Origin of the sequence: Streptomyces sp. NPDC005566, assembly GCF_040605575.1 — a bacterium.
In the GTDB taxonomy this organism is placed as follows: domain Bacteria; phylum Actinomycetota; class Actinomycetes; order Streptomycetales; family Streptomycetaceae; genus Streptomyces.
In genome coordinates this window covers 37,589-62,997 of sequence record NZ_JBEXDB010000029.1, presented here as the reverse complement: position 1 = coordinate 62,997, position 25,409 = coordinate 37,589, and the positions used below count along the sequence as shown (strand labels likewise).

Genomic DNA, 25,409 nt, shown 5'->3' with positions numbered 1-25,409 from the left:
TACTGCAGGGGGGACCCTGTGGGAGAGTAGGACGCCGCCGAACAATTATTCCGGGAAAGCCCCGTGCCCTTGTGGCACGGGGCTTTTCTGCGTTCCGTACACGTCCTTGTACCCCCGTGCACCGGCCCTCGGCGGCTGAGGGTAGGGTCAGGGTGCATCATTGGCACGTTCTTCACAGGAGGCCCCCGGGTGGAGGTCCAGGAGACTCGAGTTCAGACGAACCGAGTACTCACCATCCCCAACATCCTCAGCATGGCCCGCCTCGTCGGCGTGCCGCTCTTCCTGTGGCTGATCCTTCGTCCCGTCTTCGGCGGGCCCAACAGCGACGGCTGGGCGTTGCTGGTGCTGATGCTGAGCGGCGTCACCGACTATCTCGACGGCAAGCTCGCACGCCGGTGGAACCAGATCAGCAGCCTCGGGCGACTCCTGGATCCGGCTGCTGACCGCCTCTACATCCTGTCGACCCTCGTCGGGCTCACCTGGCGCGAGATCCTGCCGCTCTGGCTCACCGCGGCTCTTCTCGCACGTGAGCTCATGCTCCTTGTCATGGTGGGAATCCTGCGCCGGCACGGCTATCCGCCGCCGCAGGTCAACTTTCTCGGGAAAGCTGCAACCTTCAACCTGATGTACGCCTTCCCCTTGTTGCTGCTCAGTGACGGAAGTGGTTGGCTGGCTTCGCTGGGCGCCGTTTTCGGATGGGCGTTCGCTGGTTGGGGTACAACGCTCTATTGGTGGGCAGGGATCCTGTACGTGGTCCAGGTCCGCCGACTCGTCAAGGCGGATGAAGTAGCCGAATAGCTCGTTGATGCGGTGCCGCGCAGTGTCGCCGGTCCGCAACGGATGCTGTGGTTGTTGCCCCGACGGGTGATGTCGGCTAGACCGTCGTCTCTTCAAGGAGGACGTTTCCGACATGAAGGCCGTTGTGATGGCCGGTGGCGAAGGCACTCGTCTTCGCCCCATGACCTCAAGCATGCCCAAGCCGCTCCTGCCCGTAGCCAATCGGCCGATCATGGAGCATGTGCTGCGGCTGCTCAAGCGGCATGGGCTCAATGAGACCGTCGTAACCGTTCAGTTCCTTGCTTCGCTCGTGAAGAACTACTTCGGCGACGGCGAAGAACTCGGAATGGAACTCACCTACGCCAACGAGGAGAAGCCACTCGGTACCGCGGGAAGTGTCAAGAACGCCGAGGAAGCCCTCAAAGACGACACTTTCCTGGTCATCTCCGGTGACGCGCTCACCGACTTCGACCTGACGGACCTCATCGCCTTCCACAAGGAGAAGGGCGGACTGGTCACGGTATGCCTGACCAGGGTCCCGAATCCGCTGGAGTTCGGCATCACCATCGTCGACGAGCAGGGACAGGTCGAGCGTTTCCTGGAGAAGCCGACCTGGGGCCAGGTCTTCTCGGACACCGTCAACACGGGCATCTACGTCATGGAGCCCGAGGTCTTCGACTACGTCCAGGCCGATACCTCGGTGGACTGGTCCGGCGACGTGTTCCCGCAGCTCATGAAGGAGGGCAAGCCGATCTACGGCTATGTCGCCGAGGGCTACTGGGAGGACGTGGGCACTCACGAGAGTTACGTGAAGGCCCAGGCCGACGTGCTGGAGCGGAAGGTCGACGTCGAGCTCGACGGCTTCGAGATCTCGCCCGGTGTGTGGGTCGCGGAAGGCGCGGAGGTCCATCCCGACGCGGTACTCCGAGGGCCGCTGTACATCGGCGACTACGCCAAGATCGAAGCCGGCGTCGAACTCCGGGAACACACCGTCATCGGGTCCAACGTCGTTGTGAAGACCGGTGCTTTCCTGCACAGGGCCGTGGTGCACGACAACGTGTACATCGGCCAGCACAGTAATCTTCGCGGCTGTGTGATCGGTAAGAACACCGACATCATGCGGGCTGCCCGCATCGAGGACGGCGCGGTCATCGGCGACGAATGCCTGGTCGGCGAGGAATCGATCATCCAGGGCAATGTGCGGGTGTACCCGTTCAAGACCATCGAAGCCGGAGCCTTCGTCAACACCTCGGTGATCTGGGAGTCGCGGGGGCAGGCGCACCTCTTCGGAGCGCGCGGTGTCTCCGGGATCCTGAACGTCGAGATCACCCCGGAGCTCGCCGTGCGGCTCGCCGGTGCGTACGCGACGACCCTGAAGAAGGGGTCGACCGTCACCACGGCACGTGACCACTCCCGTGGTGCGCGCGCGCTGAAGAGAGCGGTCATCTCCGCGCTGCAGGCGAGCGCCATCGACGTCCGGGACCTGGAGAACGTGCCGCTCCCGGTGGCCCGCCAGCAGACCGCGCGAGGCAGTGCCGGCGGCATCATGATCCGGACGTCGCCGGGAGTGCCGGATTCCGTCGACATCATGTTCATCGACGAACGCGGTGCCGATCTCTCCCAGGCAGGCCAGCGCAAGCTCGACCGGGTCTACGCCCGGCAGGAGTACCGCAGGGCCTTCCCAGGTGAGATCGGAGACCTGCACTTCCCGTCGAGCGTCTACGACTCCTACACGGGATCCCTGCTCCGCAACGTGGACACGGACGGCATCGCCGACGCGGGCCTCAAGGTCGTGGTCGACGCGTCCAACGGCAGTGCGGGGCTCGTCCTGCCCAGTCTGCTCGGACGGCTCGGTGTGGACGCGCTGACGATCAACCCCGGGCTCGACGAGTCGCGTCCCACCGAGTCCGCCGAGTCCCGGCGGGCCGGACTGGTGCGCCTCGGGGAGATCGTGTCGTCCGCGCGGGCGGCCTTCGGGGTGCGGTTCGACCCCGTCGGTGAGCGGCTCTCCCTCGTCGACGAGCGGGGCCGGATCATCGAGGACGACAGGGCCCTGCTGGTCATGCTCGACCTCGTGGCGGCCGAGCGGCGGAGCGGGCGCGTGGCCCTGCCCGTGACCACCACCCGCGTCGCCGAACAGGTGGCCGCCTACCACGGCACGCAGGTGGAGTGGACGACCACGTCCCCGGACGACCTGACCAGGGTGGGACGTGAGGACGCCACCATCTTCGGTGGTGACGGACGCGGCGGCTTCATCATCCCCGAGTTCAGCAGCGTCTTCGACGGCTCGGCGGCTTTCGTCAGGCTCATCGGGCTGGTGGCCCGGACCCAGCTCACGCTCAGCCAGATCGACGCCCGCATTCCGCGTGCCCATGTGCTGCGTCGTGACCTTGCGACGCCCTGGGCGGTCAAGGGACTCGTCATGCGGCGGGTCGTGGAGGCGGCAGGGGAGCGCAGCGTGGACACCACCGACGGTGTCCGGGTGGTGGAGACCGACGGCCGCTGGGTGATGGTGTTGCCCGACAGGGCGGAAGCCGTCACCCATCTGTGGGCCGAAGGCCCCGACGATGCCTCTGCCCAGGCCCTGCTCGACGAGTGGTCGGCGATCGTGGACAGCGCCGGCGACTGAGCCGAGCCGGGTGGCCCGGACGCCGTTGTGCTGCGGCTTCCGGGCCACCGGTGGGGCCATTCGGCGGCAGCAGGCATGACGTGCGACGATGTGCGGCATGTCGCAGCCGCCCCCCGATCGGAGTAGCACCCCGCAGCGTCCCCGCCCCGACGCGTCCATGTCGCTGTTGACCAACGTGATGGACCACAGCCTCGACGAGGGATACGCCGAGGCTGCTGCGCGCCGCAAGGCCGACGGAAGTGCGGGCATGCCCCGTACGCTCAAGTCGAAGCTCGGACTCGCAGCAGGCCTCGTGGTGGCGGCTCTCGTCGTGACGCTCGGTGCCGCCGAGGCTCAGGTCGCGGCGCCGGTCGTGGCGAAGGAGCGCGAAGAGCTCATCGACCGTGTCAACGCGGAGACCACCGCGGCGGACGCGCTGCAGGAGGACGTCGACGAACTGCGCCAGGACGTCGACGAACGGCAGCGCAAGGCGCTCGAACAGCATGGCGGGGCCAAGGGCGGTCTGGTGGCGCTGCTCTCCGGAGCGACAGCGGTCGAAGGGCCCGGGATCAAGCTCGTCGTCGATGACGCCAAGGACACCGACCAGGGCGGCGGCGGACCGCGTGAGTCGACAGGCTTCGCCGACACCGGCCGGGTGCGCGACCGCGATATGCAGCGCGTGGTCAACGGCCTCTGGCAGTCCGGGGCGGAGGCGATCGCCATCAACGGACAGCGGCTGACCGCCCTTTCCGCGATCCGCGCGGCAGGCGACGCCATACTGGTCGACAACAGGCCGCTGGTACCGCCCTACACGGTGCTGGCGGTGGGGGACGGCAAGAAACTCTCCGACGCCTTCCAGGACAGCGCGGACGGCCTGTACCTGCAGGCGCTGCAGGAGAGCTTCGACATCCGCACCAGCATCTCCGAGCAGGAGCAGGTGCGCCTTCCGGCCGCGCCGAGCCTGATCGTACGCACAGCAGAGCCTCAGGCCGCAGACACGCGCAGTGGTGCGGCAGAAACAGGGAAGGGCACATCGTGATCGCCGTACTGGGCCTCGTCGTGGGAGTCGTGGTCGGACTGTTGGTCCGGCCCGAAGTGCCGGCGGTGGTCGAGCCCTACCTGCCGATCGCCGTTGTGGCCGCGCTCGACGCCGTCTTCGGAGGTCTGCGTGCCATGCTCGACGGGATCTTCGTGGACAAGGTCTTCGTCGTGTCGTTCCTCTCGAACGTCGTGGTGGCCGCACTGATCGTGTTCCTCGGCGACAAACTGGGTGTGGGCGCCCAGCTCTCCACCGGTGTGGTGGTCGTCCTCGGTATCCGCATCTTCTCCAACGCCGCGGCGATCCGCCGGCACGTCTTCCGGGCTTGAGGCCGATGAGCAACGACGAGATTCCGCGCAACGAGGGACCCGCGGGCGAGCTGCCGGCCGAGGCCCCCGCACCGGCCCCCGAGACCGGCGCAGGGCCCGAGGAGTCCTCCGGGCGCCAGCGGCTGCTGGCAGGGCTCTGGCCGCCCAGGGTGAGCAGGGCCCAACTCATCGTGGCGCTCCTGCTGTTCGTACTGGGGCTGGGGTTGGCCATCCAGGTCAGGTCGAACAGTGACAACAGCGCGTTGCGCGGTGCCCGCCAGGAGGACCTGGTCCGCATCCTCGACGAGCTCGACAACAGGACCCAGCGACTCGAGGACGAGAAGCAGAGCCTCGACGACCAGCGCACCGAGCTGGAGAACAGCTCCGACCAGGCGGAGGAGGCCCGCAAGCAGACGCTCGAGAAGGAGCGGCAGCTCGGCATCCTCGCGGGTACGGTCGCGGCCAAGGGACCCGGCATCACCCTCACCATCAACGACCCGAGCGGTGCGGTCGAACCGGACATGCTTCTCGATGCGATCCAGGAGCTGCGGGCGGCGGGTGCCGAAGCGATCGAGATCAACGGCGTGCGGGTGGTGGCCAATACCTACTTCTCCGGCGACGGGGGAGACCTGCGGGTGGACAACCGGAGGATCCGGTCTCCGTACGTGTTCAAGGTGATCGGCAAACCGCAGGACCTCGAGCCGGCGCTCAACATCCCCGGCGGAGTGGTGCAGACGCTCGAGAAGGAGCAGGCCACGGCGGAGGTGGCGCAGGCCGAGGAGATCGTCGTCGACGCCTTGCGACCGGCGAAGCTGCCTGACTACGCTCGGTCGTCGCCCCAGTGAAGCCCAGGCGCACGGGGCTCGCAGGACACAGGCAAGAGGTTGCGGGGGGTCGGCGCATCGGATCGGTGGCGCGTGGTGGAAACTGTCGGGTGGATACGGACGTTGTGAGAATGTCCGGGTCGGCAGGTGTGTTCATTCAGGGTTCGTCCTGCCCCACGGGCGGGTCTATTTCGGTCAAGGGGAAACGCCCGTGAAGTTGTTTGCGAAGTTGTTCGGAAAGAGTGCACGCGAGGACAGCAACGCTGCTCGCCACCGTGCTCCGCGCCAGGGTCAGGGCGCCGAGGAGCAGGGCTCGGAGCGCCCGCTCTTCCGCGATGAGGTGCCGGGTTCACCGGGGGATCAGCGGGGTGCCTCCGGCGCGTCGTCTGTTGACCCTGCCGGTGCCGGACGCATAGGTTTCGGGGAACCATCGACCTCAAGTACGGGTGGAGGGTTCACCCCCGCCCCGGAGGGTTCCTCCATGCCGGTCTGTACGAGGTGCGGGCATCGCAATAGCGAGGCCGGCCGTTTCTGTTCCAACTGCGGGGCGCCGCTGCGGGGCGGAGTGCCCGAGCGCGCTTCCGAGACGACCTCGACGATCTCGATCTCCGGCATCGAGGCGTACGAGGCCGAGGTGACGGGACAGACTGCCGTTCCTTCCCTCTCGCCGGAAGCACAGGCAGCCGTCGACGCGCTGCCCGCGGGATCCGCGCTCCTGGTGGTGCGCCGCGGTCCGAACTCCGGCAGCCGCTTCCTGTTGGACGGCGAGCTGACCACTGCGGGCCGTCACCCGCAGAGCGACATCTTCCTCGACGACGTGACCGTGTCGCGGCGCCATGTGGAGTTCCGCAGGAGCCCGGACGGTAGTTTCACCGTGGGCGACGTCGGCAGCCTCAACGGCACCTACGTCAACCGTGAGCGCATCGATTCCGTCCTGCTGTCCAACGGCGACGAAGTTCAGATCGGCAAGTACCGGCTGGTCTTCTACGCGAGCCAGCGGGGCGTCTGACCCTCCCCCGGACTGCGTCCGGTAGGACCCCCAGGAAGGTTCATGCTGCGAACACCGACAGGCGGTGCCGGTCACGGCACCGCCGCCGCGGACGAGCGCGCCATGAGCATCGGCACGGTGCTTCTGCAGCTGCGCGACGAGTTTCCCGAAGTAACGATCTCCAAGATCCGCTTTCTGGAGGCCGAGGGGCTCATCGAGCCGCAGCGGACGCCCTCCGGCTATCGCAAGTTCAGCCCGGCCGACATCGAGCGGCTGGCCCAGGTGCTGCGCATGCAGCGGGACCACTATCTTCCCCTCAAGGTCATCCGTGAGCACCTGGACGCCCTCGCCCGCGGCGAGCAGGCCGCGCTGCCGTCCGGCGGCGGACAGGGCGAGCTCGTGGACGGTCGCTGGGAGCCGGACCCCGGCCGGGCCACAGCCGCCCGGATCGGGCGCTCCGAGCTTCTTGCCGCCGCTGACGTCAGTGAGGACCAGCTCGTCGAGTGGGAGTCCTACGGGCTGATCGCTCCGTCTCCTGAGGGAAGCTACGAAGCCGAGGCGGTGACCGTCGCGAGACTTGTGGCGGATCTGGGGCGATTCGGTCTGGAACCTCGTCATCTGCGGGCCGTCAAGGCCGCCGCGGATCGTGAGGCAGGACTGGTCGAACAGGTGGTCGCGCCCCTGCGTAGGCACCGGAATCCGCAGACCAGGGCCCATGCGGAGGCCACCGCGAGAGAGCTCGCGGAGCTGTCCGTCCGGCTCCACGCGGCCTTCGTGCAGACCGCCCTCAAGGTCCGGTTCCACTGACCGCGGCGGAGCCCGACTATCCAAACATGGCGGGCACGTCCTAGGGTTGCTGTGTGAACGAGCTCGACGTTGTGGGTGTCCGGGTGGAAATGCCCTCCAACCAACCGATCGTGCTCCTGCGTGAAGTGGGAGGCGACCGGTACCTCCCCATTTGGATCGGCCCTGGGGAAGCGACCGCGATCGCCTTCGCCCAGCAGGGCATGGCTCCGGCCAGGCCGCTGACCCATGATCTCTTCAAGGATGTGCTCGAGGCCGTCGGCCAGGAGCTCACAGAGGTCCGGATCACGGACCTCAGAGAAGGGGTTTTCTACGCGGAGCTGGTCTTCGCCAGCGGAGTCGAGGTGAGCGCGCGGCCGTCCGACGCCATAGCGCTCGCCCTGCGTACCGGCACGCCGATCTACGGCAGCGACGGTGTGCTGGACGACGCCGGGATCGCCATCCCGGACGAGCAGGAGGACGAGGTCGAGAAGTTCCGTGAGTTCCTCGACCAGATCTCACCGGAGGACTTCGGTACGAACAGTCAGTGACCGTCCCGTGCAGTGCCCGCATCCGACAAGCCGTTCCCGGAAACGAGACACGGGAAACCACCCTCAGGGTGATTATCACTCGGCGTGCCGAGTGTGGCGATCGTTGACGCACCCCTGGTGACTGCCTACCTTCGAGATGGCAGGTCAAGGACGGAGGTCGGCGTGAGAAGCAGCGGCGACGGTACGGCTGCAGGTGGGCCGTACCGGCAGCACAGCAGTGCGGCCGACCACACCATCAGACAGCCGGTTCAGCCGGCGGCGGTGGCAGCGGACGGTGCGGTAGTGGCAGGTGACATCGGCTACCGGGGGCCGACGGCGTGCGCGGCGGCCGGGATCACCTACCGACAGCTCGACTACTGGGCCCGTACGGGTCTGGTGGAACCGAGCGTGCGTCCGGCGTACGGGTCGGGGACACAGCGCCTCTACAGTTTTCGGGACGTTGTCCTCCTCAAGATCGTGAAGCGGTTCCTCGACACAGGTGTCGCGCTGCAGAACATCCGCACCACGGTCCAGCACCTGAGGGCCCGCGGATTCACGGATCTTGAACGGATGACCCTGATGAGCGACGGGGCGACGGTCTACGAGTGCTCCTCGCCCGACGAGGTCGTGGATCTGCTCCAGGGGGGCCAGGGCGTCTTCGGTATCGCCGTGGGCGTCGTCTGGCGTGATGTGGACGCGACCCTGTCCCAGCTCCACGGGGAGCGGGTCGACACGGGGGAGACGCTGATCGGCAACAACCCCGCGGACGAGCTGGCCCGGCGGCGCAACCGCGCGGGCTGAGCCACCGGGCCTGCCCCGCGCCGCACAGGCGCGGAGCAGGCCCGTTGTCAGTGGCATAGGGCAGCATCGGTAGGTGTGAGATCCGCTCCCACCATCCTGCATCTGGACATGGATGCCTTCTACGCCTCTGCCGAGCAGGCGGCGAAGCCCAGCCTGCGCGGCAAACCGGTGGTGGTGGGCGGACTGGGGATGCGCGGGGTGGTTGCCACCGCGTCGTACGAAGCCCGGCGGTTCGGTGTGCATTCGGCGATGCCCATGGCGCAGGCCAGACGGCTGGCACCCAACGCCGCCTATCTGGTGCCGCGCTTCGCGCTCTACCGGACGGTCAGCGACCAGGTGATGGAGCTCCTCGGGCGGCTGTCGCCGCTCGTCGAGCCGCTCAGCCTGGACGAGGCGTTCGTCGACCTGGAGGCCGGTGGGGTCGCCGATGACGCGGCATCGGCCCGTGCGATCGGTGAGCAGCTGCGCACGGTCATCACAGGCGTCACCGGACTCAGCGGTTCGGTCGGCCTGGCCGGTTCCAAGATGCTGGCCAAGATCGCCTCGGAGGAGGCGAAACCGGACGGTCTCCTGCTCATCGAGCCGGGTACGGAGCGCGAACTGCTCGCTCCCATGTCCGTGCGGATCCTGCCGGGCGTCGGGCCCGCCACCGGGGACCATCTGCGGCGCGCTGGGATGACGGTGGTCCAGGACCTTGCCGAGGCGGGGGAGGCGGAGCTCGTCCGTCTGCTGGGCAAGGCGCACGGCGTCGCGCTGTACCGCATGGCACTCGGGCACGACGACCGGCCCGTCGTCGCGGAACGGGACGCGAAGTCCGTATCGGTCGAGGACACCTTCGACGTGGACCTGCACGACCGGGTCCGGGTCAGGACGGAGGTCGAGAGGCTGGCCGGACGGTGTGTGGAGCGCCTGCGGGGCGCGGGGCGGTCGGGGCGGACCGTCGTGCTCAAGGTGCGCCGCTACGACTTCTCCACGCTCACCCGCTCCGAGACCCTGCGCGGCCCCACGGACGACCCCACGGTCGTCAGAGAAGCCGCGGCGCGGTTGCTGGAGGCCGTTGACACCACCGGTGGCGTACGGCTCTTGGGAGTGGGCGTCACGGGGCTCGCGGACTTCACCCAGGAGGATCTCTTCGCGCAGGCCGCCGATGCGCTGCAGGCGGTGGCGGACGAGTCGGAGGGCGGGGCCGGCGGTGCCCCCGACGAGCCGGTCACGGCGGAGGAGGCGGCCGAGGAGAGGGCGGACCGGCTGGCGGGCCGGCGGTGGCCCGCAGGCCACGACGTCCGGCACGACGTCCACGGCCACGGCTGGGTGCAGGGCAGCGGCGTCGGCCGTGTCACGGTCCGGTTCGAGGAGCCGGGGGAGCGGCCGGGCCGGGTGCGCACGTTCCGTGTCGACGATCCGCAGCTCCAGCCGGCCGACCCGCTGCCCCTGGTCCGAGACCCCGTGGACTACTCCTCGTGGCCGGCCAGCCTGCCGAAGTCCCTGTCGGGCCCGGTGCCGCCCGGCGCGGCGGAGTCCAGCCCGTAATGGCGGTACAGCTGCAGCTCCTGCTCAGGGGAGAGATGGCGGCCGACTCCGAAGTCGGGAGCGTCCTTGATCAGGGCGCGGTCGAAGGGGATCACCAGGGTGCCGTCGACGAATTCGCTCGGTTCCAGCGGGACGAAGGCGTCCCGGGTGAAGAGTCCGGTGCGCACGGCCGCCCACTCGGGTACGCCGGTGGCATCGTCGAGATAGACCTCGTCCACCGTTCCGATCTTGGAGCCTTGGCGGTCGTAGGCCTTGCGGCCGATCAGGCTGCGCGGATCGATGTCGGTCTGCACGGTGCCTCCCACTGGTCGCACTGCGGTCAGGGTGGTCGCAACTGCTCCACAGGCACTACGAAAGGCCAGATCCGGGGCTTCGGCCACTCGAGACGGCCCGCGCCGGCCCGCTGGTAGTCTGGAACACGGCTGCTGACCCTGTGCGGGAGAGTCCTCCGGAGAAATCCGGTGGCGCCGAAGGAGCAACTCCTCCCCGGAATCTCTCAGGCCCCCGTACCGCACGGACGAGGTCACTCTGGAAAGCAGGACGGGATCCGTACGGCTCGTGCCGTGGCGGGCCCCATCCTCACCGACGGTGAAAGCCGGTGTGCCTCAGGGCGTGCCGGTGAAGCTCTCAGGTCGAGATGACAGATGGGGAGGCCGTTCGGGCAGCCACGCCGTGGTGCCCCTCGCAGGTCGTGAGACCAGGAGGCCTCCATCATGACCCCCCGTCGCACTCCGCTCTCCCAGCTGGAGCAGGGCATTCCCTTCGAGCAGCGCCACATCGGGCCCGATGCCGAGGCCCAGGCCAAGATGCTCGCGCACGTCGGATACGGCTCCCTCGACGAGCTGACCGCCGCTGCCGTGCCGGACGTGATCAAGAGCGCCGAGGCGCTGGACCTCCCGGCTGCCCGTACCGAGGCCGAGGTCCTGGCCGAGCTGCGACGCCTCGCCGACCGCAACCAGGTCCTCGCACCGATGATCGGGCTCGGCTACTACGGCACGTTCACCCCGCCCGTGATCCTGCGCAACGTCATGGAGAACCCCGCCTGGTACACGGCGTACACGCCCTACCAGCCGGAGATCTCCCAGGGGCGGCTCGAGGCCCTGCTGAACTTCCAGACGATGGTGGCCGACCTGACCGGTCTGCCCACCTCCGGTGCCTCCCTCCTCGACGAGGGCACGGCGGCTGCCGAGGCCATGGCGCTCGCACGGCGCGTGGGCAAGGTCAGGAACGGCGTCTTCCTGGTCGACGCCGACACCCTGCCGCAGACCGTCGCCGTGATCCGGACCCGCGCCGAACCGACCGGCGTCGAGGTGGTCGTCGCAGACCTCACCGACGGAATTCCGGCCGAGGTCGCCGAGCGCGGCGTCTTCGGCGTCCTGCTGCAGTACCCGGGCGCCTCCGGAGCGGTCCGTGACATCAAGCCCGTCATCGACCGCGCACACGAGCTCGGTGCGATCGTCACCGTCGCGGCCGATCTGCTGGCCCTGACCCTGCTCACCTCCCCCGGCGAGCTGGGCGCGGACGTGGCCGTCGGGACCACGCAGCGCTTCGGTGTCCCGATGGGCTTCGGCGGACCGCACGCCGGCTTCATGGCCGTCCGCGAGAAGTTCGCGCGCAGCCTGCCCGGCCGTCTCGTGGGCGTCTCCGTCGACGCCGACGGCAACAAGGCGTACCGGCTCGCCCTCCAGACCCGCGAGCAGCACATCCGCCGGGAGAAGGCCACCAGCAACATCTGCACCGCGCAGGTGCTGCTCGCCGTCATGGCGGGGATGTACGCCGTCTACCACGGCCCCGACGGTCTGCGCACGATCGCGCGGCGCACCCACAGGTACGCCACGATCCTGGCCGACGGCCTGCGGGCCGCCGGTGCCGACGTGGTGCACGGCGCCTACTTCGACACGCTCACCGTGAGCGTTCCCGGCGCAGCTGCCGGTGTGGTCGCCGGTGCCCGCGAGCGCGGGGTGAACCTGCGGCTCGTCGACGCCGACCACGTCTCCATCGCCTGCGACGAGACCACCACCCGTGCGCAGATCGCGGCTGTCTGGGCCGCCTTCGGAGCCGGCGGCGACATCGAGGCCCTCGACGCCGACGCAGGCGACGCGCTGCCCGCGAACCTGCTGCGCACCGACACCGTCCTCGCCCACCCGGTCTTCCACCAGCACCGTTCCGAGACGGCGATGCTGCGCTACCTGCGCAAGCTCGCCGACCGCGACTACGCGCTGGACCGCGGCATGATCCCGCTCGGCTCCTGCACCATGAAGCTCAACGCCACCGCCGAGATGGAGTCGATCACCTGGCCCGAATTCGGTGCGCTGCACCCCTTCGCGCCGGCCGAGCAGGCACAGGGCTTCCTCACCCTCATCCGCGAGCTGGAGGAGCGCCTGGCCGAGGTCACCGGCTACGACGCCGTCTCCCTCCAGCCCAACGCGGGCTCCCAGGGTGAGTTCGCCGGTCTTCTGGCCGTCCGCGCCTACCACCGGGCCAATGGTGACGAGGGGCGTACGGTCTGCCTCATCCCGTCCTCCGCGCACGGCACCAACGCCGCGAGCGCCGTGATGGCCGGGATGAAGGTCGTCGTCGTGAAGACCGCCGACGACGGCGAAGTCGACATCGACGACCTGCGCGCCAAGATCGAGAAGCACCGCGACGAACTCGCGGTCCTGATGATCACCTACCCGTCCACGCACGGTGTCTTCGAGGAGCACGTCGCCGCGATCTGCGGCGAGGTGCACGACGCGGGCGGTCAGGTGTACGTCGACGGCGCCAACCTCAACGCGCTGGTGGGCCTCGCCAAGCCGGGCAAGTTCGGCGGCGACGTCTCGCACCTGAACCTGCACAAGACCTTCTGCATCCCGCACGGCGGCGGTGGCCCGGGCGTCGGCCCGGTCGGTGTCCGTGCGCACCTGGCGCCGTACCTTCCCAACCACCCGCTCCAGCCGGCCGCCGGTCCCGAGACCGGCGTCGGCCCGATCTCGGCGGCCCCGTGGGGCTCGGCCGGAATCCTCCCTATCTCCTGGGCGTACGTACGCCTGATGGGCGGCGAGGGACTGAAGCGTGCGACGCAGGTCGCCGTGCTCGCGGCCAACTACATCGCCAAGCGTCTGGAACCGCATTTCCCGATCCTGTACAACGGCCCGGCCGGTCTGGTCGCACACGAGTGCATCGTGGATCTGCGCCCGATCTCCAAGGCGACAGGCGTCAGCATCGACGACGTCGCCAAGCGGCTGATCGACTACGGCTTCCATTCGCCGACGATGTCGTTCCCGGTGGCCGGGACGCTGATGATCGAGCCCACCGAGAGCGAGGACCTCGCGGAGCTCGACCGGTTCTGCGACACGATGATCGCCATTCGCGGTGAGATCGAGAAGGTCGCATCGGGCGCGTGGAGCGCGGAGGACAACCCGCTGAGCAACGCCCCGCACACGGCGGCCGCGCTCGGTGGCGAGTGGACGCACGCCTACAGCCGCGAAGAGGCTGTCTTCCCGGCCGGCGTCACGCCTTCGGACAAGTACTGGCCGCCGGTGCGCCGGATCGACGGCGCCTTCGGCGACCGCAATCTGGTCTGCTCCTGCCCGCCGCTGGACGAGTACGACCAGTAGAAACGCGGACACCCGTCGGGGCCGGTGCGGAGACCACTCCGGGCCGGCCCCCGTGTTTCTCCGGCCGCGGTCAGGCGGCCTTCATCACCTGGCCGGTCTTCAGCGACCGGTGCGGGGCGATGATCTGCCCGTCCGGGAGCAGCTCACCGGTGTCCTCGAAGAGCAGGACGCCGTTGCACAGCAGGCTCCAGCCCTGTTCCGGGTGATGGGCCGTCAGGCGCGCGGCTTCCCGGTCGTTGGAGTCCGCGGTCGGGCAGGGTGGCTGGTGCTGGCACATGGATGGGTTCTTTCGCTGCGTTGAGTCGAGTGTCCTGCGGCTTGACGATGTGTTCATGGCCGCCCCCGTATCAGTCGGTCCGGTCCCAGTGTTGCCCCACGGGCGTCTTTCCGCAGGGATTTCGCGGCAGCTGCTCTTCTCCTCTCATGACGCATCACCCGGCCGGACGGTTCAACGCAACTGCACTGTCCCTTCGGGTGGTTCGGGGTGGCCTGAAGGGGCTAGTCCGGACGGGTACGAATGCGCCCCCGCCGTGGTGCACGGCGGGGGCGCATGGCGTACGAGGATCAGGCGGGCGAACCGAGGAGACCGGGCAGGCCGGGCAGCGGAGCCGGGGAGACACGCATGGTCATGACCGGAAGCAGATCGGAGACGCGATGCGGTCGGTGGGCCGTGATGCCGGGAGGAGCGGGCGCGAGGGGCACCAGCACATCCGTCGGGGCGAGCGTGCCTCCCCCGGCGTCGGCGTCGGTGTCCGCGTGCAGCCACAGCGTGAGCATGTAGAGCTCCGGCACGGACAGCAGGCGCGGCTGGTAGTGCGCTGCTGCCGAATCCGCCTGTCGTACGGCGAGTTCGGTCGAGACGATGTACGGCCCCTCGAAGAAGTGGGAGAAGGTCCAGCCGTCGGCGGTCAGCATGGTGTCCGCAGCGGCCACGGCGCGCTCTCCGCTGCGGATCAGGAAGCGCCAGCCGGCGAGGCGCGTGCGGGGCGTGGCGTCGTTCGGGACGATCCGGTCCAGTACATGGACCGGGAGGGGCAGTTCGGGGCTCAGTGATCCCTGGACGGACCGGAGAGCGGGCGTGTGGGCCTCGCGGACTGCGGTGGGAGAACCGAGTGCCGCGAGAACGCTGCGCAGTGCGGGCGCTGGGGCCGGAGAAACATGCAGCGGCATAGTGGGTCGCCTCTCACTTGGAGACACGGTGATGCGTGGGCGGGTGTGCAGACGGCGCTGTCGGCGTGCGGGGCCAGAGGAAGGCCGGTGACGGGCGGACTGGCCGGTGCGTCAACTCTCTGCCTCGTTCGCAGAGTTTATACGACAAGTGTTCACACGATGTTTCGTCTAGCTGTCCCACATATTGCACGCAAGGCAGGATCGAGCCTTTGAAATGCGGAGTTCGGGTTGGTTCGGCAGGCCCGGTATGCTCCCTGCCAGGTTTTCTTCCGACACAGCGGTAGGCTGAAACCCATCGGTGTTTCTACCACGCATCCGGCAGTGACTGTGCATTGGCCGCATGCCGAAGGAATGTGCCCCCGGCTTCTGTCGCCAGACTAGCGGGTACCCGTGGACATGGGGGCGTTATAGATCACCCCGTCTGGGCATTATCGATCGTGATGCGAGCGGCCTGGGCCGCGGGCCGCCCACTCGAGGAGGGACCCTTCGATGGGCGAGAAGGTCGTGGCGGGCGCCTTTGACCTGTCCGATCGGCAGGCGTACCGGAAAAAGCTCTCCCAGTGCCTGGAGGGGCTGGAGAGGCTCCTGTCGGAGGAGAGGTTCGATCGTCCCAGAAATCTCATGGGTCTGGAGATCGAGCTCAATCTGGCGGGCTCCGACGGTATGCCGAGGATGCGGAATGCGGAGGTCCTCCAGCGGATCGCCAGCCGGGATTTCCAGACCGAACTCGGGATGTTCAACCTGGAAGTAAATATCCTTCCGCACCGGCTGAGCGGACGGGTTTTCGATCAGCTGGCCGAAGAGCTCCGCACCGGACTTGCATATGCCCACAGGAAGGCCGCCGAGGTCGATGCCGGGATCATGATGATCGGTATCCTGCCGACACTGGGCCGCCACGACGTGGTCTCGGCCAATCTGTCGGATGTGGACCGCTACACGCTTCTCAACGATCAAATGGCCGCGGCACGCGGCGAGGATTTCGCCCTCGATATCGAGGGCGTCGAACGCCTGGTGGCGACTTCCGCGTCCATCGCGCCCGAGTCGGCGTGCACCTCGGTCCAGCTCCACCTGCAGGTGACGCCGGCCCGCTTCGCGGACGTGTGGAACGCCGCCCAGGCCATCGCGTCCGTCCAGATCGCACTTGGGGCCAATGCCCCCTTCCTCTTCGGCAAGGAGCTGTGGCGTGAGTCCAGGCCGCCACTGTTCCTACAGGCCACAGACGTGCGGCCACCCGAGCTGACGAACCAGGGGGTCCGCCCGAGGACGTGGTTCGGGGAGCGCTGGATCAGCTCCGCCCACGAACTCTTCGAGGAGAATCTGCGCTACTTTCCGCCGCTGCTGCCGATCTGCGACGACGAGGAACCCCTGCGCGTGCTCGACGAGGGCGGCGTTCCCACCCTTGCCGAGCTCGTACTGCACAACGGCACGGTCTACCGCTGGAACCGGCCGGTATACGGCCTTGCCGACGGCATTCCCCACCTCAGGGTGGAGAACAGGGTCCTGCCTGCCGGACCTACGGTCACGGACGTGATCGCCAACGCCGCTTTCTACTACGGCCTGGTGCGCGCGCTCGCCGACGAGCCCCGGCCGGTGTGGACCCGGCTGCCCTTCGAGGCGGCCGCCGAGAACTTCGACGCCGCCTGCCGGCACGGAATCGACGCGGAGCTGCTCTGGCCCCGCCCGGGCCGTTCGGGCGGTGTCGCGAAGGTGCCCGCGGTCCAACTGGTGCGGGATGAGCTGCTGCCCCTCGCCGCCGCCGGGCTCGACGCCTGGAACATCGAGCCCGTGGACCGCGACCGCTATCTCGGCGTCATCGAGGAACGCTGCAGGCTCCGGGTGAACGGGGCCTCCTGGCAGGTCGACACGTACCACCGGGCGCTGGAGGCAGGTCTCGAACGCGAGGCCGCGCTGGCTGCCACCACCCGGCGCTACGGGGAGCTGATGCAGGCGGGCGAACCGGTGCACACCTGGCCGGTCGGCTTTCCCGCTCCCTGAGGGCCGGCGACGGCTGAGCCCCGGCCGGGAGGAGGCTGCTCCCGGATTCCGGGGAATGCCCCTCCCGGGCGCTCGGTTGCTTCGGGCGCCCGGGCCGTACGAGCGCTCGGGCCGCTCGGGCCATTCGGGCCGTTCGGGCCGTTCGGGTGTCGGGCGCTCGGCGGAGGCTACTCCTGGGCTCCGCGACCGCTCTGCCCGGCCGTCATGATGGCCTGCAGGATGACACCCTGGATCTCGGCGGGGTCGCTGACCTCGTAGCCACCTCCGCCTGTCACCTCAGCCATGTCCGTCACGTCTGTGCGGTCGGCGTCCGGGCCCACCGCGATCGCGATGATCGGAACCGGTCTCTCCGGGTCCGAGACCTCCTTCAGCCGGTCGATCAGGGCGCTCCTGGAGATGCTGTGGTCGTCCTGGTTCGAACCGTCGGTGAGGATCACCAGGGCATTGAACCTGCCCTTCACATAGGTCGACTGCGCCTCCTCGTACGAGGCCAGGGTGGTGTCGTACAGACCGGTCGCACCGTTCGGCACGGGTTTCAGCGCATTGAAGGCTGCAGCAAGCTTCTCCCGGTGCGTTCCGCCGCCCTTCGCCGGATCACCGAGCCTCCGGGTGGGCACCACCTCGCGGTAGTCCTTGTCCCCGTCGAGGGTCGTCGCGAACACCCACAGGCCGATCTCGTCGTCGGGTGTGAAGTGTCCCAGTGCCTGGATCAACGAGGCCTTGGTGACGTCCATCCGTGACCGGTCGCGCCCCGGCACCGTGAGGGCCATGGAACCGGAGGCGTCGACGACGGTGGTCAGCCGGGCGCTCTGCACGGTGACCGTCCACATGCCGAGGGTCTCCTGCAGCACGTCGGCGGAGGGCGGAACGGCGGCAGGGGTGGCGAACGGCTGAGGAGTTCTGCCGCCCGCGGACTCGACCACCGCGGGCTCGGTGGTGCCGTCGGTGGTACGGAAGCCGTTCTTCTCCAGGACGGCGTGGGCTCTGTCGCCGTCCAGCAGTCTCATGAACCGGAAGGCGGCTCTGCTCTCGTCGTCGGTCAGCTCGGCGCTGTTGACCAGAGCGTACGGATAGTTGAGGAGCGGGGTGCCGTCCGCGGGGTAGAAGAGTTCGAGCCTGCCCGCACTCGGCGCGCTCGCGTTGTGGGTGAACGCCGCCTGTTCGGAGACCAGAACCGCCTGGTCGGGAGTCGGGTATCCGCCCTCGGCTCCCGAGGATCCCTGGGCCAGCGCCTCGAGCATCTGCGTATCGCTGTCGGACATCCGCTGCGCCAGAGCCTCGGCCACGGCGGCGACCTCGGTGTCGTGGTCCCCGCCCGGCCCGCCCGGCGACGCTCCGATGCTGCTGAGAGCAAGCAGGCCGGTGGCGCTGCGTGCCGGATCGGCAACTCCCAGACGGACCTGGTCCGATCCCACGGCCGAAGCAGCCAACTCGGCCCAGGAGTAGGTCTTCTCGGGCCAGCCCAGTGCCTTGGACACAGAAGGGACCATGCCGACGGTCACGGGGGAGGTGGCCACGGAGTCGCCCGGGACGACCGGGATGCCGTTGCCCGTGCCCTTCGCGCGGTCCAGCCAGAGGTCGGAGTCCGGCAGCCAGACCTGAAAGCCGGGATTTCCCGAACCCGTGGCGAGCGTGTTCGCGACCTTGTACGAATCGCGGGCGGCAACGGTGACATGGAGGCAGCGGCCGTCGGACCGCGCCGGCTCCTTGCGCGCCCTGGCCGCGACGGTCCGGAGAGCAGGGGCGATGTCCGGGGAAGCGACCACGGTCAGGCGTACCGCCGAGTCCTCGCAGGAGTCCGAGAACGACAGCAGGCCGCCCGTCGCCGCGACCGCTGTGCCCGCCGCCCCAGCCAGGACGAGCACCGTGGCGATGGCGACGGAGCGGCGGCGGCGCGGGTGAGGGGAGTCCCGGTGACCCTGCGCCGGGTAGCCGTCGGGCAAGCTATGACGTCCCATGTCGATGGTGCCTCCTTGAGGATGAACAAGGAAAAGGGGGACCGCACCATCGGCAATGGCGATCGTCCCCCGGCCTGTCACGCATGATCTTCGTACCTGCATTCGAGACCTTAGCGGGACGGCGGGCGGCATGAGTTGCGATTGCAGAACTGAAGGCAGGTGTACTGGTGGAGGCGGGGCGCGTGGCTGAATTCACTCCTCATGAGGCCGTTTCGCGACGGATCCTGCGGCAGGAGACGGTGCTGGTGCTGGCCCTCTCGCTGGGGGCCAGCGGGGTGTCTGCCCTGATCAGCTTTGTCGGATCGTTGACGAAACCAGGAGGTCTGAAGGATCAGGCCGCGACGCTGAACGGTTCGTACGCGCCCGGGCGGCCGTGGCTGGATCTGGCCTGGCAATTGTTCGGAATCGCAACGGCGCTGGTGCCCGTCGTGCTGGTGGCCCATCTGCTGACCCGTGAGGGCGCCGGTCTGCGTGTCCTCGGCTTCGACCGGACCAGGCCCTGGTCCGACCTCGGGCGCGGCACCCTGGTCGCGGCGGGGATCGGCAGTGCGGGGCTGGTGTTCTACCTGATGGCGCGGGCGGGCGGATTCAACCTGACGGTGGTTCCCGAGTCACTGCCCGACGTGTGGTGGAAGTTCCCCGTCCTGATTCTCTCCGCGGTGCAGAACTCCGTTCTGGAGGAAGTCATCGTCGTCGGCTATTTGCTGCGCCGACTGGGGCAGTTGGGCTGGACACCGATGGCAGCCCTGATGGCGAGTTCGGTGCTGCGCGGCTCCTACCACCTGTACCAGGGCATCGGCGGCTTCATCGGGAACACGGTCATGGGCGTCGTCTTCGTGCTGCTCTACCGGCGCTGGGGACGCGTCGGTCCGCTGGTGGTCGCGCACGCCCTGCTCGATATCGGGGCGTTCGTGGGATACGCGTTGCTCGCGGGGAAGGTGGGCTGGCTGCCGACGCCGTGAACGAAGGGGCCGGGGTGCTGACCTGTGCGCCCCGGCCCTGCTGTCAGAGTGCGGCCAGCAGTTCCCCGTCGATGACGGTGACGGCGCTGCCGGTCAGAAGGGTGCGGTCTCCGCGCAGTGAGGTGCGGACGAGGCCGGAGCGGGCGGAGGCCTGCAGGCCGGTGAGGTCCTCGCGCCCGAGGCGTGCCGACCAGAACGGGGCCAGGGCGGTGTGGGCGCTTCCGGTCACCGGATCCTCGTCGATGCCCACTCCGGGGAAGAAGCCGCGCGACACGAAGTCGTAACCGCGCGAAGGGTCCGCGGCCGCGGCCGTGGCGATGACGCCGCGCCGGGAGTGGGCGACCAGTCCGGCGAAGTCCGGCGAGAGCGCGCGTACGGCAGCCTCGTCGGCGAGTTCGATCAGCAGGTCGCCGACGTGCGACCCCGTGTCGTGGACGGAGACGGGATCGGCGCCCAACGCCTTCGCCAGGCCGGGCGGGGCGGTGACGGGTGTCAGCGGAGCCGTCGGGAAGTCCAGAGTGAGAGTGCCGTCCGGGTGGGTGGTGGCGCGCAGGATTCCGCAGCGGGTCGAGAAGCGGACCGTGCCGCTCGCCGTTCCCGTGGTGTGCAGGACGTGCGCGGTGGCGAGTGTGGCGTGCCCGCACATGTCGACCTCGGTGGTCGGGGTGAACCAGCGCAGGGCCCAGTCGGCATCGCCGCCGGGCGGCAGGGGGTGGGCGAACGCCGTTTCGGAGAGGTTGACCTCGGCGGCGATCTGCTGAAGCCGGCCGGCGTCGGGGAAGGGGCCGGATTCCAGGATCAGGACGCCTGCGGGGTTGCCGGCGAAGGGGCGGTCGGTGAACGCGTCGACGATGCGAATCCTCATGACGGTGACCGTAGGCGGACCGCTACGCACGGTCCAAGGCCAATTCGCGGTTGGCGGCCCTGCCGAGGAGTCGGCCACACGCTCGCGTGGTCGAGCCCCGCACAGAGACTGATCTGCCGGACGCTGTTGCGGTCGATCTACGCGAACAAGGAGACCGCCGACGAAAGCATCCGCTCCAGCAGCTGGACTGGACCGTCGTCCATCCGACCCGGCTCACCCACGGCCCGGCCAAGGGCACGTACCGTGCGGAGAACCGGCTGCCGATGAAGGGCAACCCGACGATCGGCCGGGCGGACGTCGCTGCCTTCATACACGGGGCGGCACACGGCGGCGACTGGATCCACCGCACCGCCGTCATCTCCGACTGACCGTTCGCCGGCGCCCCATGTGCCGGGGTGGTCCGGTCACACACTCGCGGCAGAGAGCACACCGCCGGCGCACCCATCCATCCGAAGAACACCGCACTCGACAGAGGGTCCCAGCGTCCCCGAACCCCAACCCACTCCCCGAACTCGCGGCTTCACCCACCACGGTCGGGGTGAGGGCTGACGCCCTCGCCCCGACCCGCAACGAGTCCCTGGAAACGCCACCCTGCGGGGTCTGTTCGGATCACTGCCCAGGAACGCGGCAGGTCACAGCGCCGGACGTGCTCCCAGCGGTGCCGTCGGAAGGCATCAGCCGACGCAAGGCGATGCTTTGGTGAGTCCGTCCTCGCACGTCCAGGCCGGTCAGTTCAGCAGGGCAGCTGTGAACGTCTGACGGTGGTCCACCAGCCAGGTCTGCACGCGGTCCCAGCGTTCCCATCCACCACGCGCGGCCAACGCCCGGAGATAGACGCGGTCTCCGCCGGCCACGCGGCGGGCGACGAAGGCCCGGCAGACCTCCGTGGCCTGCTCGATGACGCAGGGCAACTCGGCGCGGTCCCCCGCCGAGAGGCCGTAGCTGTCGGCAAGAGTCCGCAGCCGTGCGGCCGCATCCAGCCCTCGGGGGTAGAGAGCGGCCGCGGACTCGGGATCAAGCATGGGCACCCAGTAGCGGGCGGTCATGGCGATGTCCCAGAGGGCACGGCCCGGTGCCGCCATGTCGAAATCGATCAGGGCCGCGGCGCGACCGTCGCGGAAGACGACGTTGTCCGGGCACACATCGTTGTGGCACACCATCGCTCCCCCCTCCGGGTCGGCGAGGTCCGGGGGCCACTCGGCGCGGGTGTCGACCGCGACGGCCGCGCTGGTCTCATGCAGACGCCGCAGCAGGCTCCCCACCGATTCGAGGGCAGAACTCGTCATCGCCCAGTCCGGGAACGGCGGCAGAGCCACGTCGCCAGGGATGAAAGTCAGCTGCTCGTGGCCATCCGCGGTGAGACCGACAGGGGCCGGCGCCGCGTCGAAGCCGTGCTCCTTCAGTTCGATGAGATAGGCGTGGAGGTCGCGCGCGTTGCGCGGTGCCGGTCGCTCCACCCATTCCCCTCGGCGGAAAACCGCCCCCGCGTTCGCCATGCCGCCCACCAGCGCCTCGTCCTCAGCCGTCATGAGGATCACGCTATTGCCAGATCGACCCCCGCGCGGGCCGGGCTGCACACGACGTGGATCAGCGCGTACGAGACCTGTCGGTGCGGGACGACAGGGCCGGCGTCGGTCCTCCGTGACCGACACGAATCTGCAAGTCGTCATCCTTAACTGGCACAAACAGGCATCAATCGCCCTTCGGTGGCAAATGATCAACGTTCGCCGGCACAAGTCAGGCGGCCCTGTTCGATTCCAGGGGTTGTCGGGCGATCGGTTCCGATATATCGTTGAAGCATCGCGACAGATCAACGATGGAAGGAGCGTAGCGATGCGTTCACATGGACACGAGCATGAGCACGGGCATGGGCACTGCGGGCCCGGTCATCAAGGTCGGGGCGACTACGAGGGGAGGCGGGCAGCCTTCGGGTCGTTCGGCCCGCCCTTCGGTGGCGGACCGTACGGCGGGGGGCCGTTCGGTGGCGGACGTGGCCGGGGCGGCGGCAGGGGAAGGGCGCGGCGCGGCGATGTGCGTGCCTCGATCCTGGCGCTGCTCAAGGACCGCTCGATGCACGGCTACGAGATGATCCAGGAGATCGGCGAGCGCAGCGGAGGGGCCTGGCGGCCCAGCCCCGGGTCCGTCTACCCCACCCTTCAACTGCTGGAGGACGAGGGGCTGATCGTCAGCGCGAGCGAGGGCGGCAAGAAGCTGTTCACCCTCACCGAGGCGGGCCGCACCGAGGCCGAGACCGGTCCCGAGGCGCCGTGGGAGGAAGTCGGGCGTGGAGTCGACTGGGAGGGTGTGAACGAGATCCGCCAGGCCGGGTTCGGCCTGATGGAGGCGTTCGGGCAGGTCTGGAAGACCGGCTCCGCCGATCAGCGTCAGAAGGCGCTCACGGTGATCAACGATGCCCGTAAGAAGCTCTACCTGATCCTTGCCGACGACGACCACTGACCCGTGGGGTGTGCGACCGTACGCCGCAAGGGCCCGGCTTCGCGGGGTTCTTGCGGCGTACGTCGTGTGCGGGTGCCCGCTTCATGGCCGGCTGATGAGTTTCGCCGGTCCGGTCCGCCAGATCGCAGCCGCGTCGAACCGGTCCGAAGCGCGGGGGTGCGGGCCGTCGTCGTGGCAGTGGAACGCCGCCCAGAACAGGTCGGCGGGCAGTGCGTCGGCAGGGGCGTGGACGCGATAGACGTACTGCCGCCCGTCGAGGGCCGGCAGGGCGACCAACCAGGACACGAAAAGGATCCCTCCTCCCACCGGTGTCGTCGGATCGGTGTGGCCTGAGGGACGTTTCCGGTGCGTCGCCGGTTGCGCCGGGAGCGCTGCGCAAGGCGGCGCGCGCTCTTTCCGCGAACCGGTGCCCCCCGCGAGCGGGATCTCATCCGCAAGGATGAGGAACTCCTCAGGTGCCCGCCCTCGGTGGGATGCGCAGATGGGCCGTACCGGGGATGCCACCGTGTTCCGGGCCTGATGGGGTGGGATATGTGCACAACCGGACACCCTGGATACCCGAACAGCCCGCACCGGGCGACGCCGGATTCACCGCTGAACTGGCGTCGGTGGTGACAGGTGCGCGCAGGCGGGCCCTGCGTGACGGCGACCGCCACATCGACACGGCTCATCTGCTGCACTCGCTCATCGAGTCCGACCCCGAGGTCCGTGCCGTCTTCGACGGTGGACCCCAGCTGGCCAGGGTTCTCGGCTATCTCGTGCAGCGCAGCATCGGCTACGGGCTCCGCTGGCAGGGGACGCCGGAGCACTCGGGCGATCCGACGGCGGTGGGCGAGCGGGGCGCCGACGGGTGGTCTCCCTCGGCCGTCGCGGCGATGCGCCGGGCGGAGCGGGGGGCGGTTCTGCGCGGGGAGTCCCGCACCGGTGGACTCGACATTCTCGCTGCCCTGGTAGGGGACCCGGAGTGCCGTGCCGTCGAGGTGCTGGAGCGGGCAGGCGTGGAGGCGGCGTGGCTCGCGGGGCGTACGGCGGACCGGCTGGCCGAGGGTTCCCGGCAGGGGTGATCATGGACACGCTTCCGACAGGCGTGACGAGGGTGACGCTGCTGACGCGGGCTGCCATGATGTGCCGATGCACGCGTCTCAGGGGAGAAACGCCGGTCTGGGCCTGGCCTTGGTCTCGGCGCTCGCATTCGGTGGTTCAGGGGTGGCGGCCAAGCCGCTGATCGAGGCGGGGCTCGACCCGTTGCACGTGGTGTGGCTACGCGTGTCGGGCGCCGCGCTCGTCATGCTGCCCGTCGCCTGGCGGCACCGGCATCTGGTGCGTGAGCGGCCGGCCCTGCTGGCCGGTTTCGGGCTCTTCGCCGTCGCGGGCGTACAGGCCTTCTACTTCGCAGCGATCTCCCGAATCCCTGTCGGTGTCGCCCTTCTCGTCGAGTACCTGGCGCCCGCGCTGGTCCTCGGCTGGGTGCGTTTCGTGCAGCGCAGGCCCGTCACCCGGGCCGCCGCGGCCGGGGTGGTCCTCGCGGTCGGCGGACTCGCCTGTGTCGTCGAGGTGTGGGCCGGACTGAGCTTCGACGCCGTGGGACTGCTGCTCGCCCTCGGAGCGGCGTGCTGTCAGGTGGGCTACTTCGTCCTGTCCGATCAGGGCAGTCGCGACCGAGGGAGCCACGGCGCCGCCGAAGCCGGGCCGCCGCATCCGTTCGGCGTGATCGCGTACGGGCTGCTGGTCGGGGCAGCGGTGCTCACCGTCGTGGCCAGGCCCTGGGGCATGAACTGGGCGGCTCTGGGCGGGAGCGCCGAGATGAACGGGAACGCCGTTCCCGCGTGGCTGCTGCTGGGCTGGATCGTGCTGCTCGCGACCGTGCTCGCCTATGTCACCGGTGTGGTGTCGGTACGCCTGCTCTCACCGCAGGTCGCCGGTGTTGTCGCCTGCCTCGAGGCGGTCATCGCGACGGTACTGGCCTGGGTGCTCCTCGGCGAACACCTCTCCGCGCCCCAGCTCGTCGGCGGCGGTGTGGTGCTGATGGGAGCCTTCATCGCCCAGTCCGCCGCGCCCAGGCCGCCGTCCGGTCCGGTGGCGTCCGGCGCCGGAGTGCAGGGATCGGACGGTGAGGGCGGCGTCGACTCCGCCGGCGCGGAGGGTGAGTTGTCCGGGCACCGGACCTCGCCGTAGGGTGGCGATCATGCACCTGACCGTACTTCCGCCGCCTGTC

The 25,409-nt window shown here is 69.0% G+C and carries 23 protein-coding genes, 1 pseudogene and 1 riboswitch; of the genes and pseudogenes, 17 read left to right on the top strand and 7 right to left on the bottom strand.

The genetic code is table 11. The features are described from left to right. Positions 1-189 precede the first annotated feature (189 nt). From ABZS61_RS32575 to ABZS61_RS32530, 10 genes are all read left to right on the top strand, one after another. Positions 190-798 (top strand): CDP-alcohol phosphatidyltransferase family protein, encoded by a 609-nt coding sequence (locus ABZS61_RS32575; protein WP_356429378.1) that lies wholly within the window; start codon positions 190-192, stop codon positions 796-798. 112 nt (positions 799-910) lie between these two features. Beyond that, positions 911-3,406 (top strand): mannose-1-phosphate guanyltransferase, encoded by a 2,496-nt coding sequence (locus tag ABZS61_RS32570; RefSeq protein WP_356429376.1) that lies wholly within the window; start codon positions 911-913, stop codon positions 3,404-3,406. A gap of 97 nt (positions 3,407-3,503) precedes the next feature. Continuing rightward, the gene (locus ABZS61_RS32565; protein ID WP_356429373.1) at positions 3,504-4,424 is read left to right on the top strand and encodes a DUF881 domain-containing protein; all 921 of its coding nucleotides are present in this window, start codon (positions 3,504-3,506) and stop codon (positions 4,422-4,424) included. Next, positions 4,421-4,753 carry a small basic family protein gene (locus ABZS61_RS32560; protein ID WP_003970459.1) on the top strand — a complete coding sequence of 111 codons (333 nt, stop codon included), beginning with the start codon at positions 4,421-4,423 and terminating at the stop codon, positions 4,751-4,753. The genes ABZS61_RS32565 and ABZS61_RS32560 overlap by 4 nt, the downstream gene beginning before the upstream one ends. A gap of 5 nt (positions 4,754-4,758) precedes the next feature. After that, positions 4,759-5,577: a DUF881 domain-containing protein gene (locus tag ABZS61_RS32555; protein ID WP_356429371.1), complete on the top strand. Its 819-nt coding sequence runs from the start codon at positions 4,759-4,761 to the stop codon at positions 5,575-5,577. 190 nt (positions 5,578-5,767) lie between these two features. Next, positions 5,768-6,565, top strand: coding sequence for an FHA domain-containing protein (locus ABZS61_RS32550; RefSeq protein WP_356429368.1), 798 nt, complete (start codon positions 5,768-5,770; stop codon positions 6,563-6,565). A 42-nt stretch (positions 6,566-6,607) separates the two neighbouring features. Further along, the gene (locus ABZS61_RS32545) at positions 6,608-7,351 is read left to right on the top strand and encodes a MerR family transcriptional regulator (RefSeq protein ID WP_356429366.1); all 744 of its coding nucleotides are present in this window, start codon (positions 6,608-6,610) and stop codon (positions 7,349-7,351) included. Positions 7,352-7,404: 53 nt separating this feature from the next. After that, positions 7,405-7,878 (top strand): bifunctional nuclease family protein, encoded by a 474-nt coding sequence (locus tag ABZS61_RS32540; protein WP_006123076.1) that lies wholly within the window; start codon positions 7,405-7,407, stop codon positions 7,876-7,878. 162 nt (positions 7,879-8,040) lie between these two features. Continuing rightward, positions 8,041-8,658: a MerR family transcriptional regulator gene (locus ABZS61_RS32535; protein WP_329213132.1), complete on the top strand. Its 618-nt coding sequence runs from the start codon at positions 8,041-8,043 to the stop codon at positions 8,656-8,658. Positions 8,659-8,733: 75 nt separating this feature from the next. Further along, the gene (locus ABZS61_RS32530; RefSeq protein ID WP_356429363.1) at positions 8,734-10,188 is read left to right on the top strand and encodes a DNA polymerase IV; all 1,455 of its coding nucleotides are present in this window, start codon (positions 8,734-8,736) and stop codon (positions 10,186-10,188) included. Here the strand turns inward: ABZS61_RS32530 and ABZS61_RS32525 are convergent. After that, positions 10,110-10,481 carry a PRC-barrel domain-containing protein gene (locus ABZS61_RS32525; RefSeq protein WP_351169381.1) on the bottom strand — a complete coding sequence of 124 codons (372 nt, stop codon included), beginning with the start codon at positions 10,479-10,481 and terminating at the stop codon, positions 10,110-10,112. The two genes, ABZS61_RS32530 and ABZS61_RS32525, sit on opposite strands and share 79 nt — an antisense overlap. A gap of 133 nt (positions 10,482-10,614) precedes the next feature. Further along, a riboswitch (glycine riboswitch) is annotated at positions 10,615-10,710 on the top strand. A gap of 191 nt (positions 10,711-10,901) precedes the next feature. Here ABZS61_RS32525 and gcvP point away from each other — a divergent pair. Continuing rightward, complete coding sequence (gcvP, locus tag ABZS61_RS32520) at positions 10,902-13,787, top strand: aminomethyl-transferring glycine dehydrogenase (RefSeq protein ID WP_356429358.1); 2,886 nt, start codon at positions 10,902-10,904, stop codon at positions 13,785-13,787. Positions 13,788-13,857: 70 nt separating this feature from the next. On the opposite strand, the gene ABZS61_RS32515 is transcribed toward gcvP, so the two are convergent. Together ABZS61_RS32515 and ABZS61_RS32510 are read right to left on the bottom strand one after the other, a co-directional pair. After that, the gene (locus ABZS61_RS32515; protein WP_329213137.1) at positions 13,858-14,064 is read right to left on the bottom strand and encodes a DUF5999 family protein; all 207 of its coding nucleotides are present in this window, start codon (positions 14,062-14,064) and stop codon (positions 13,858-13,860) included. Positions 14,065-14,351: 287 nt separating this feature from the next. Further along, positions 14,352-14,957 carry a hypothetical protein gene (locus ABZS61_RS32510; protein ID WP_356429354.1) on the bottom strand — a complete coding sequence of 202 codons (606 nt, stop codon included), beginning with the start codon at positions 14,955-14,957 and terminating at the stop codon, positions 14,352-14,354. 489 nt (positions 14,958-15,446) lie between these two features. Here ABZS61_RS32510 and ABZS61_RS32505 point away from each other — a divergent pair, with 489 nt between their 5' ends. Beyond that, entirely contained in the window at positions 15,447-16,952 is a 1,506-nt protein-coding gene (locus ABZS61_RS32505; protein WP_356429351.1) for a glutamate--cysteine ligase, read from the top strand. 167 nt (positions 16,953-17,119) lie between these two features. On the opposite strand, the gene ABZS61_RS32500 is transcribed toward ABZS61_RS32505, so the two are convergent. Then, positions 17,120-18,910, bottom strand: coding sequence for a substrate-binding and VWA domain-containing protein (locus tag ABZS61_RS32500; RefSeq protein WP_356429348.1), 1,791 nt, complete (start codon positions 18,908-18,910; stop codon positions 17,120-17,122). Positions 18,911-19,092: 182 nt separating this feature from the next. On the opposite strand from ABZS61_RS32500, the gene ABZS61_RS32495 reads away from it, so the two are divergent. Continuing rightward, positions 19,093-19,872 (top strand): type II CAAX endopeptidase family protein, encoded by a 780-nt coding sequence (locus ABZS61_RS32495; protein ID WP_356429345.1) that lies wholly within the window; start codon positions 19,093-19,095, stop codon positions 19,870-19,872. 43 nt (positions 19,873-19,915) lie between these two features. On the opposite strand, the gene ABZS61_RS32490 is transcribed toward ABZS61_RS32495, so the two are convergent. Next, positions 19,916-20,737 carry a PhzF family phenazine biosynthesis protein gene (locus ABZS61_RS32490; protein WP_356429342.1) on the bottom strand — a complete coding sequence of 274 codons (822 nt, stop codon included), beginning with the start codon at positions 20,735-20,737 and terminating at the stop codon, positions 19,916-19,918. Positions 20,738-20,803: 66 nt separating this feature from the next. Between ABZS61_RS32490 and ABZS61_RS32485 the strand changes: the two are divergent. After that, a pseudogene (locus ABZS61_RS32485) lies at positions 20,804-21,105 on the top strand (NAD(P)H-binding protein); the annotation flags it as partial. A 360-nt stretch (positions 21,106-21,465) separates the two neighbouring features. Here ABZS61_RS32485 and ABZS61_RS32480 read toward each other — a convergent pair. Further along, positions 21,466-22,266: an aminoglycoside phosphotransferase family protein gene (locus ABZS61_RS32480; protein ID WP_356429339.1), complete on the bottom strand. Its 801-nt coding sequence runs from the start codon at positions 22,264-22,266 to the stop codon at positions 21,466-21,468. Between the two features lie 304 nt (positions 22,267-22,570). Here ABZS61_RS32480 and ABZS61_RS32475 point away from each other — a divergent pair, with 304 nt between their 5' ends. Next, positions 22,571-23,194, top strand: coding sequence for a PadR family transcriptional regulator (locus ABZS61_RS32475; RefSeq protein ID WP_356429337.1), 624 nt, complete (start codon positions 22,571-22,573; stop codon positions 23,192-23,194). A gap of 81 nt (positions 23,195-23,275) precedes the next feature. On the opposite strand, the gene ABZS61_RS32470 is transcribed toward ABZS61_RS32475, so the two are convergent. Then, positions 23,276-23,479, bottom strand: coding sequence for a hypothetical protein (locus tag ABZS61_RS32470; RefSeq protein WP_356429335.1), 204 nt, complete (start codon positions 23,477-23,479; stop codon positions 23,276-23,278). Positions 23,480-23,727: 248 nt separating this feature from the next. Between ABZS61_RS32470 and ABZS61_RS32465 the strand changes: the two genes are divergently transcribed. Both ABZS61_RS32465 and ABZS61_RS32460 read left to right on the top strand, forming a co-directional pair. Next, a complete protein-coding gene (locus tag ABZS61_RS32465) occupies positions 23,728-24,258 on the top strand; it encodes a Clp protease N-terminal domain-containing protein (protein ID WP_356429333.1) in 531 nt (176 codons plus the stop codon). Positions 24,259-24,325: 67 nt separating this feature from the next. Further along, positions 24,326-25,369: an EamA family transporter gene (locus ABZS61_RS32460; RefSeq protein WP_356429331.1), complete on the top strand. Its 1,044-nt coding sequence runs from the start codon at positions 24,326-24,328 to the stop codon at positions 25,367-25,369. The last annotated feature ends 40 nt before the right edge of the window (positions 25,370-25,409 follow it).

What these genes read in the sequence shown, in the direction of transcription:
- ABZS61_RS32515 (WP_329213137.1), bottom strand. Translation starts at nt 14,064, where the DNA reads ATGTGCCAGCACCAGCCACCCTGCCCGACCGCGGACTCCAACGACCGG.
- ABZS61_RS32475 (WP_356429337.1), top strand. Translation starts at nt 22,571, where the DNA reads ATGCGTTCACATGGACACGAGCATGAGCACGGGCATGGGCACTGCGGG.
- ABZS61_RS32500 (WP_356429348.1), bottom strand. Translation starts at nt 18,910, where the DNA reads ATGGGACGTCATAGCTTGCCCGACGGCTACCCGGCGCAGGGTCACCGG.
- ABZS61_RS32555 (WP_356429371.1), top strand. Translation starts at nt 4,759, where the DNA reads ATGAGCAACGACGAGATTCCGCGCAACGAGGGACCCGCGGGCGAGCTG.
- ABZS61_RS32480 (WP_356429339.1), bottom strand. Translation starts at nt 22,266, where the DNA reads ATGACGGCTGAGGACGAGGCGCTGGTGGGCGGCATGGCGAACGCGGGG.
- ABZS61_RS32570 (WP_356429376.1), top strand. Translation starts at nt 911, where the DNA reads ATGAAGGCCGTTGTGATGGCCGGTGGCGAAGGCACTCGTCTTCGCCCC.
- ABZS61_RS32490 (WP_356429342.1), bottom strand. Translation starts at nt 20,737, where the DNA reads ATGAGGATTCGCATCGTCGACGCGTTCACCGACCGCCCCTTCGCCGGC.
- ABZS61_RS32510 (WP_356429354.1), bottom strand. Translation starts at nt 14,957, where the DNA reads ATGCCGCTGCATGTTTCTCCGGCCCCAGCGCCCGCACTGCGCAGCGTT.
- ABZS61_RS32565 (WP_356429373.1), top strand. Translation starts at nt 3,504, where the DNA reads ATGTCGCAGCCGCCCCCCGATCGGAGTAGCACCCCGCAGCGTCCCCGC.
- ABZS61_RS32460 (WP_356429331.1), top strand. Translation starts at nt 24,326, where the DNA reads ATGCACGCGTCTCAGGGGAGAAACGCCGGTCTGGGCCTGGCCTTGGTC.
- ABZS61_RS32505 (WP_356429351.1), top strand. Translation starts at nt 15,447, where the DNA reads ATGGGCGAGAAGGTCGTGGCGGGCGCCTTTGACCTGTCCGATCGGCAG.
- gcvP (WP_356429358.1), top strand. Translation starts at nt 10,902, where the DNA reads ATGACCCCCCGTCGCACTCCGCTCTCCCAGCTGGAGCAGGGCATTCCC.
- ABZS61_RS32545 (WP_356429366.1), top strand. Translation starts at nt 6,608, where the DNA reads ATGCTGCGAACACCGACAGGCGGTGCCGGTCACGGCACCGCCGCCGCG.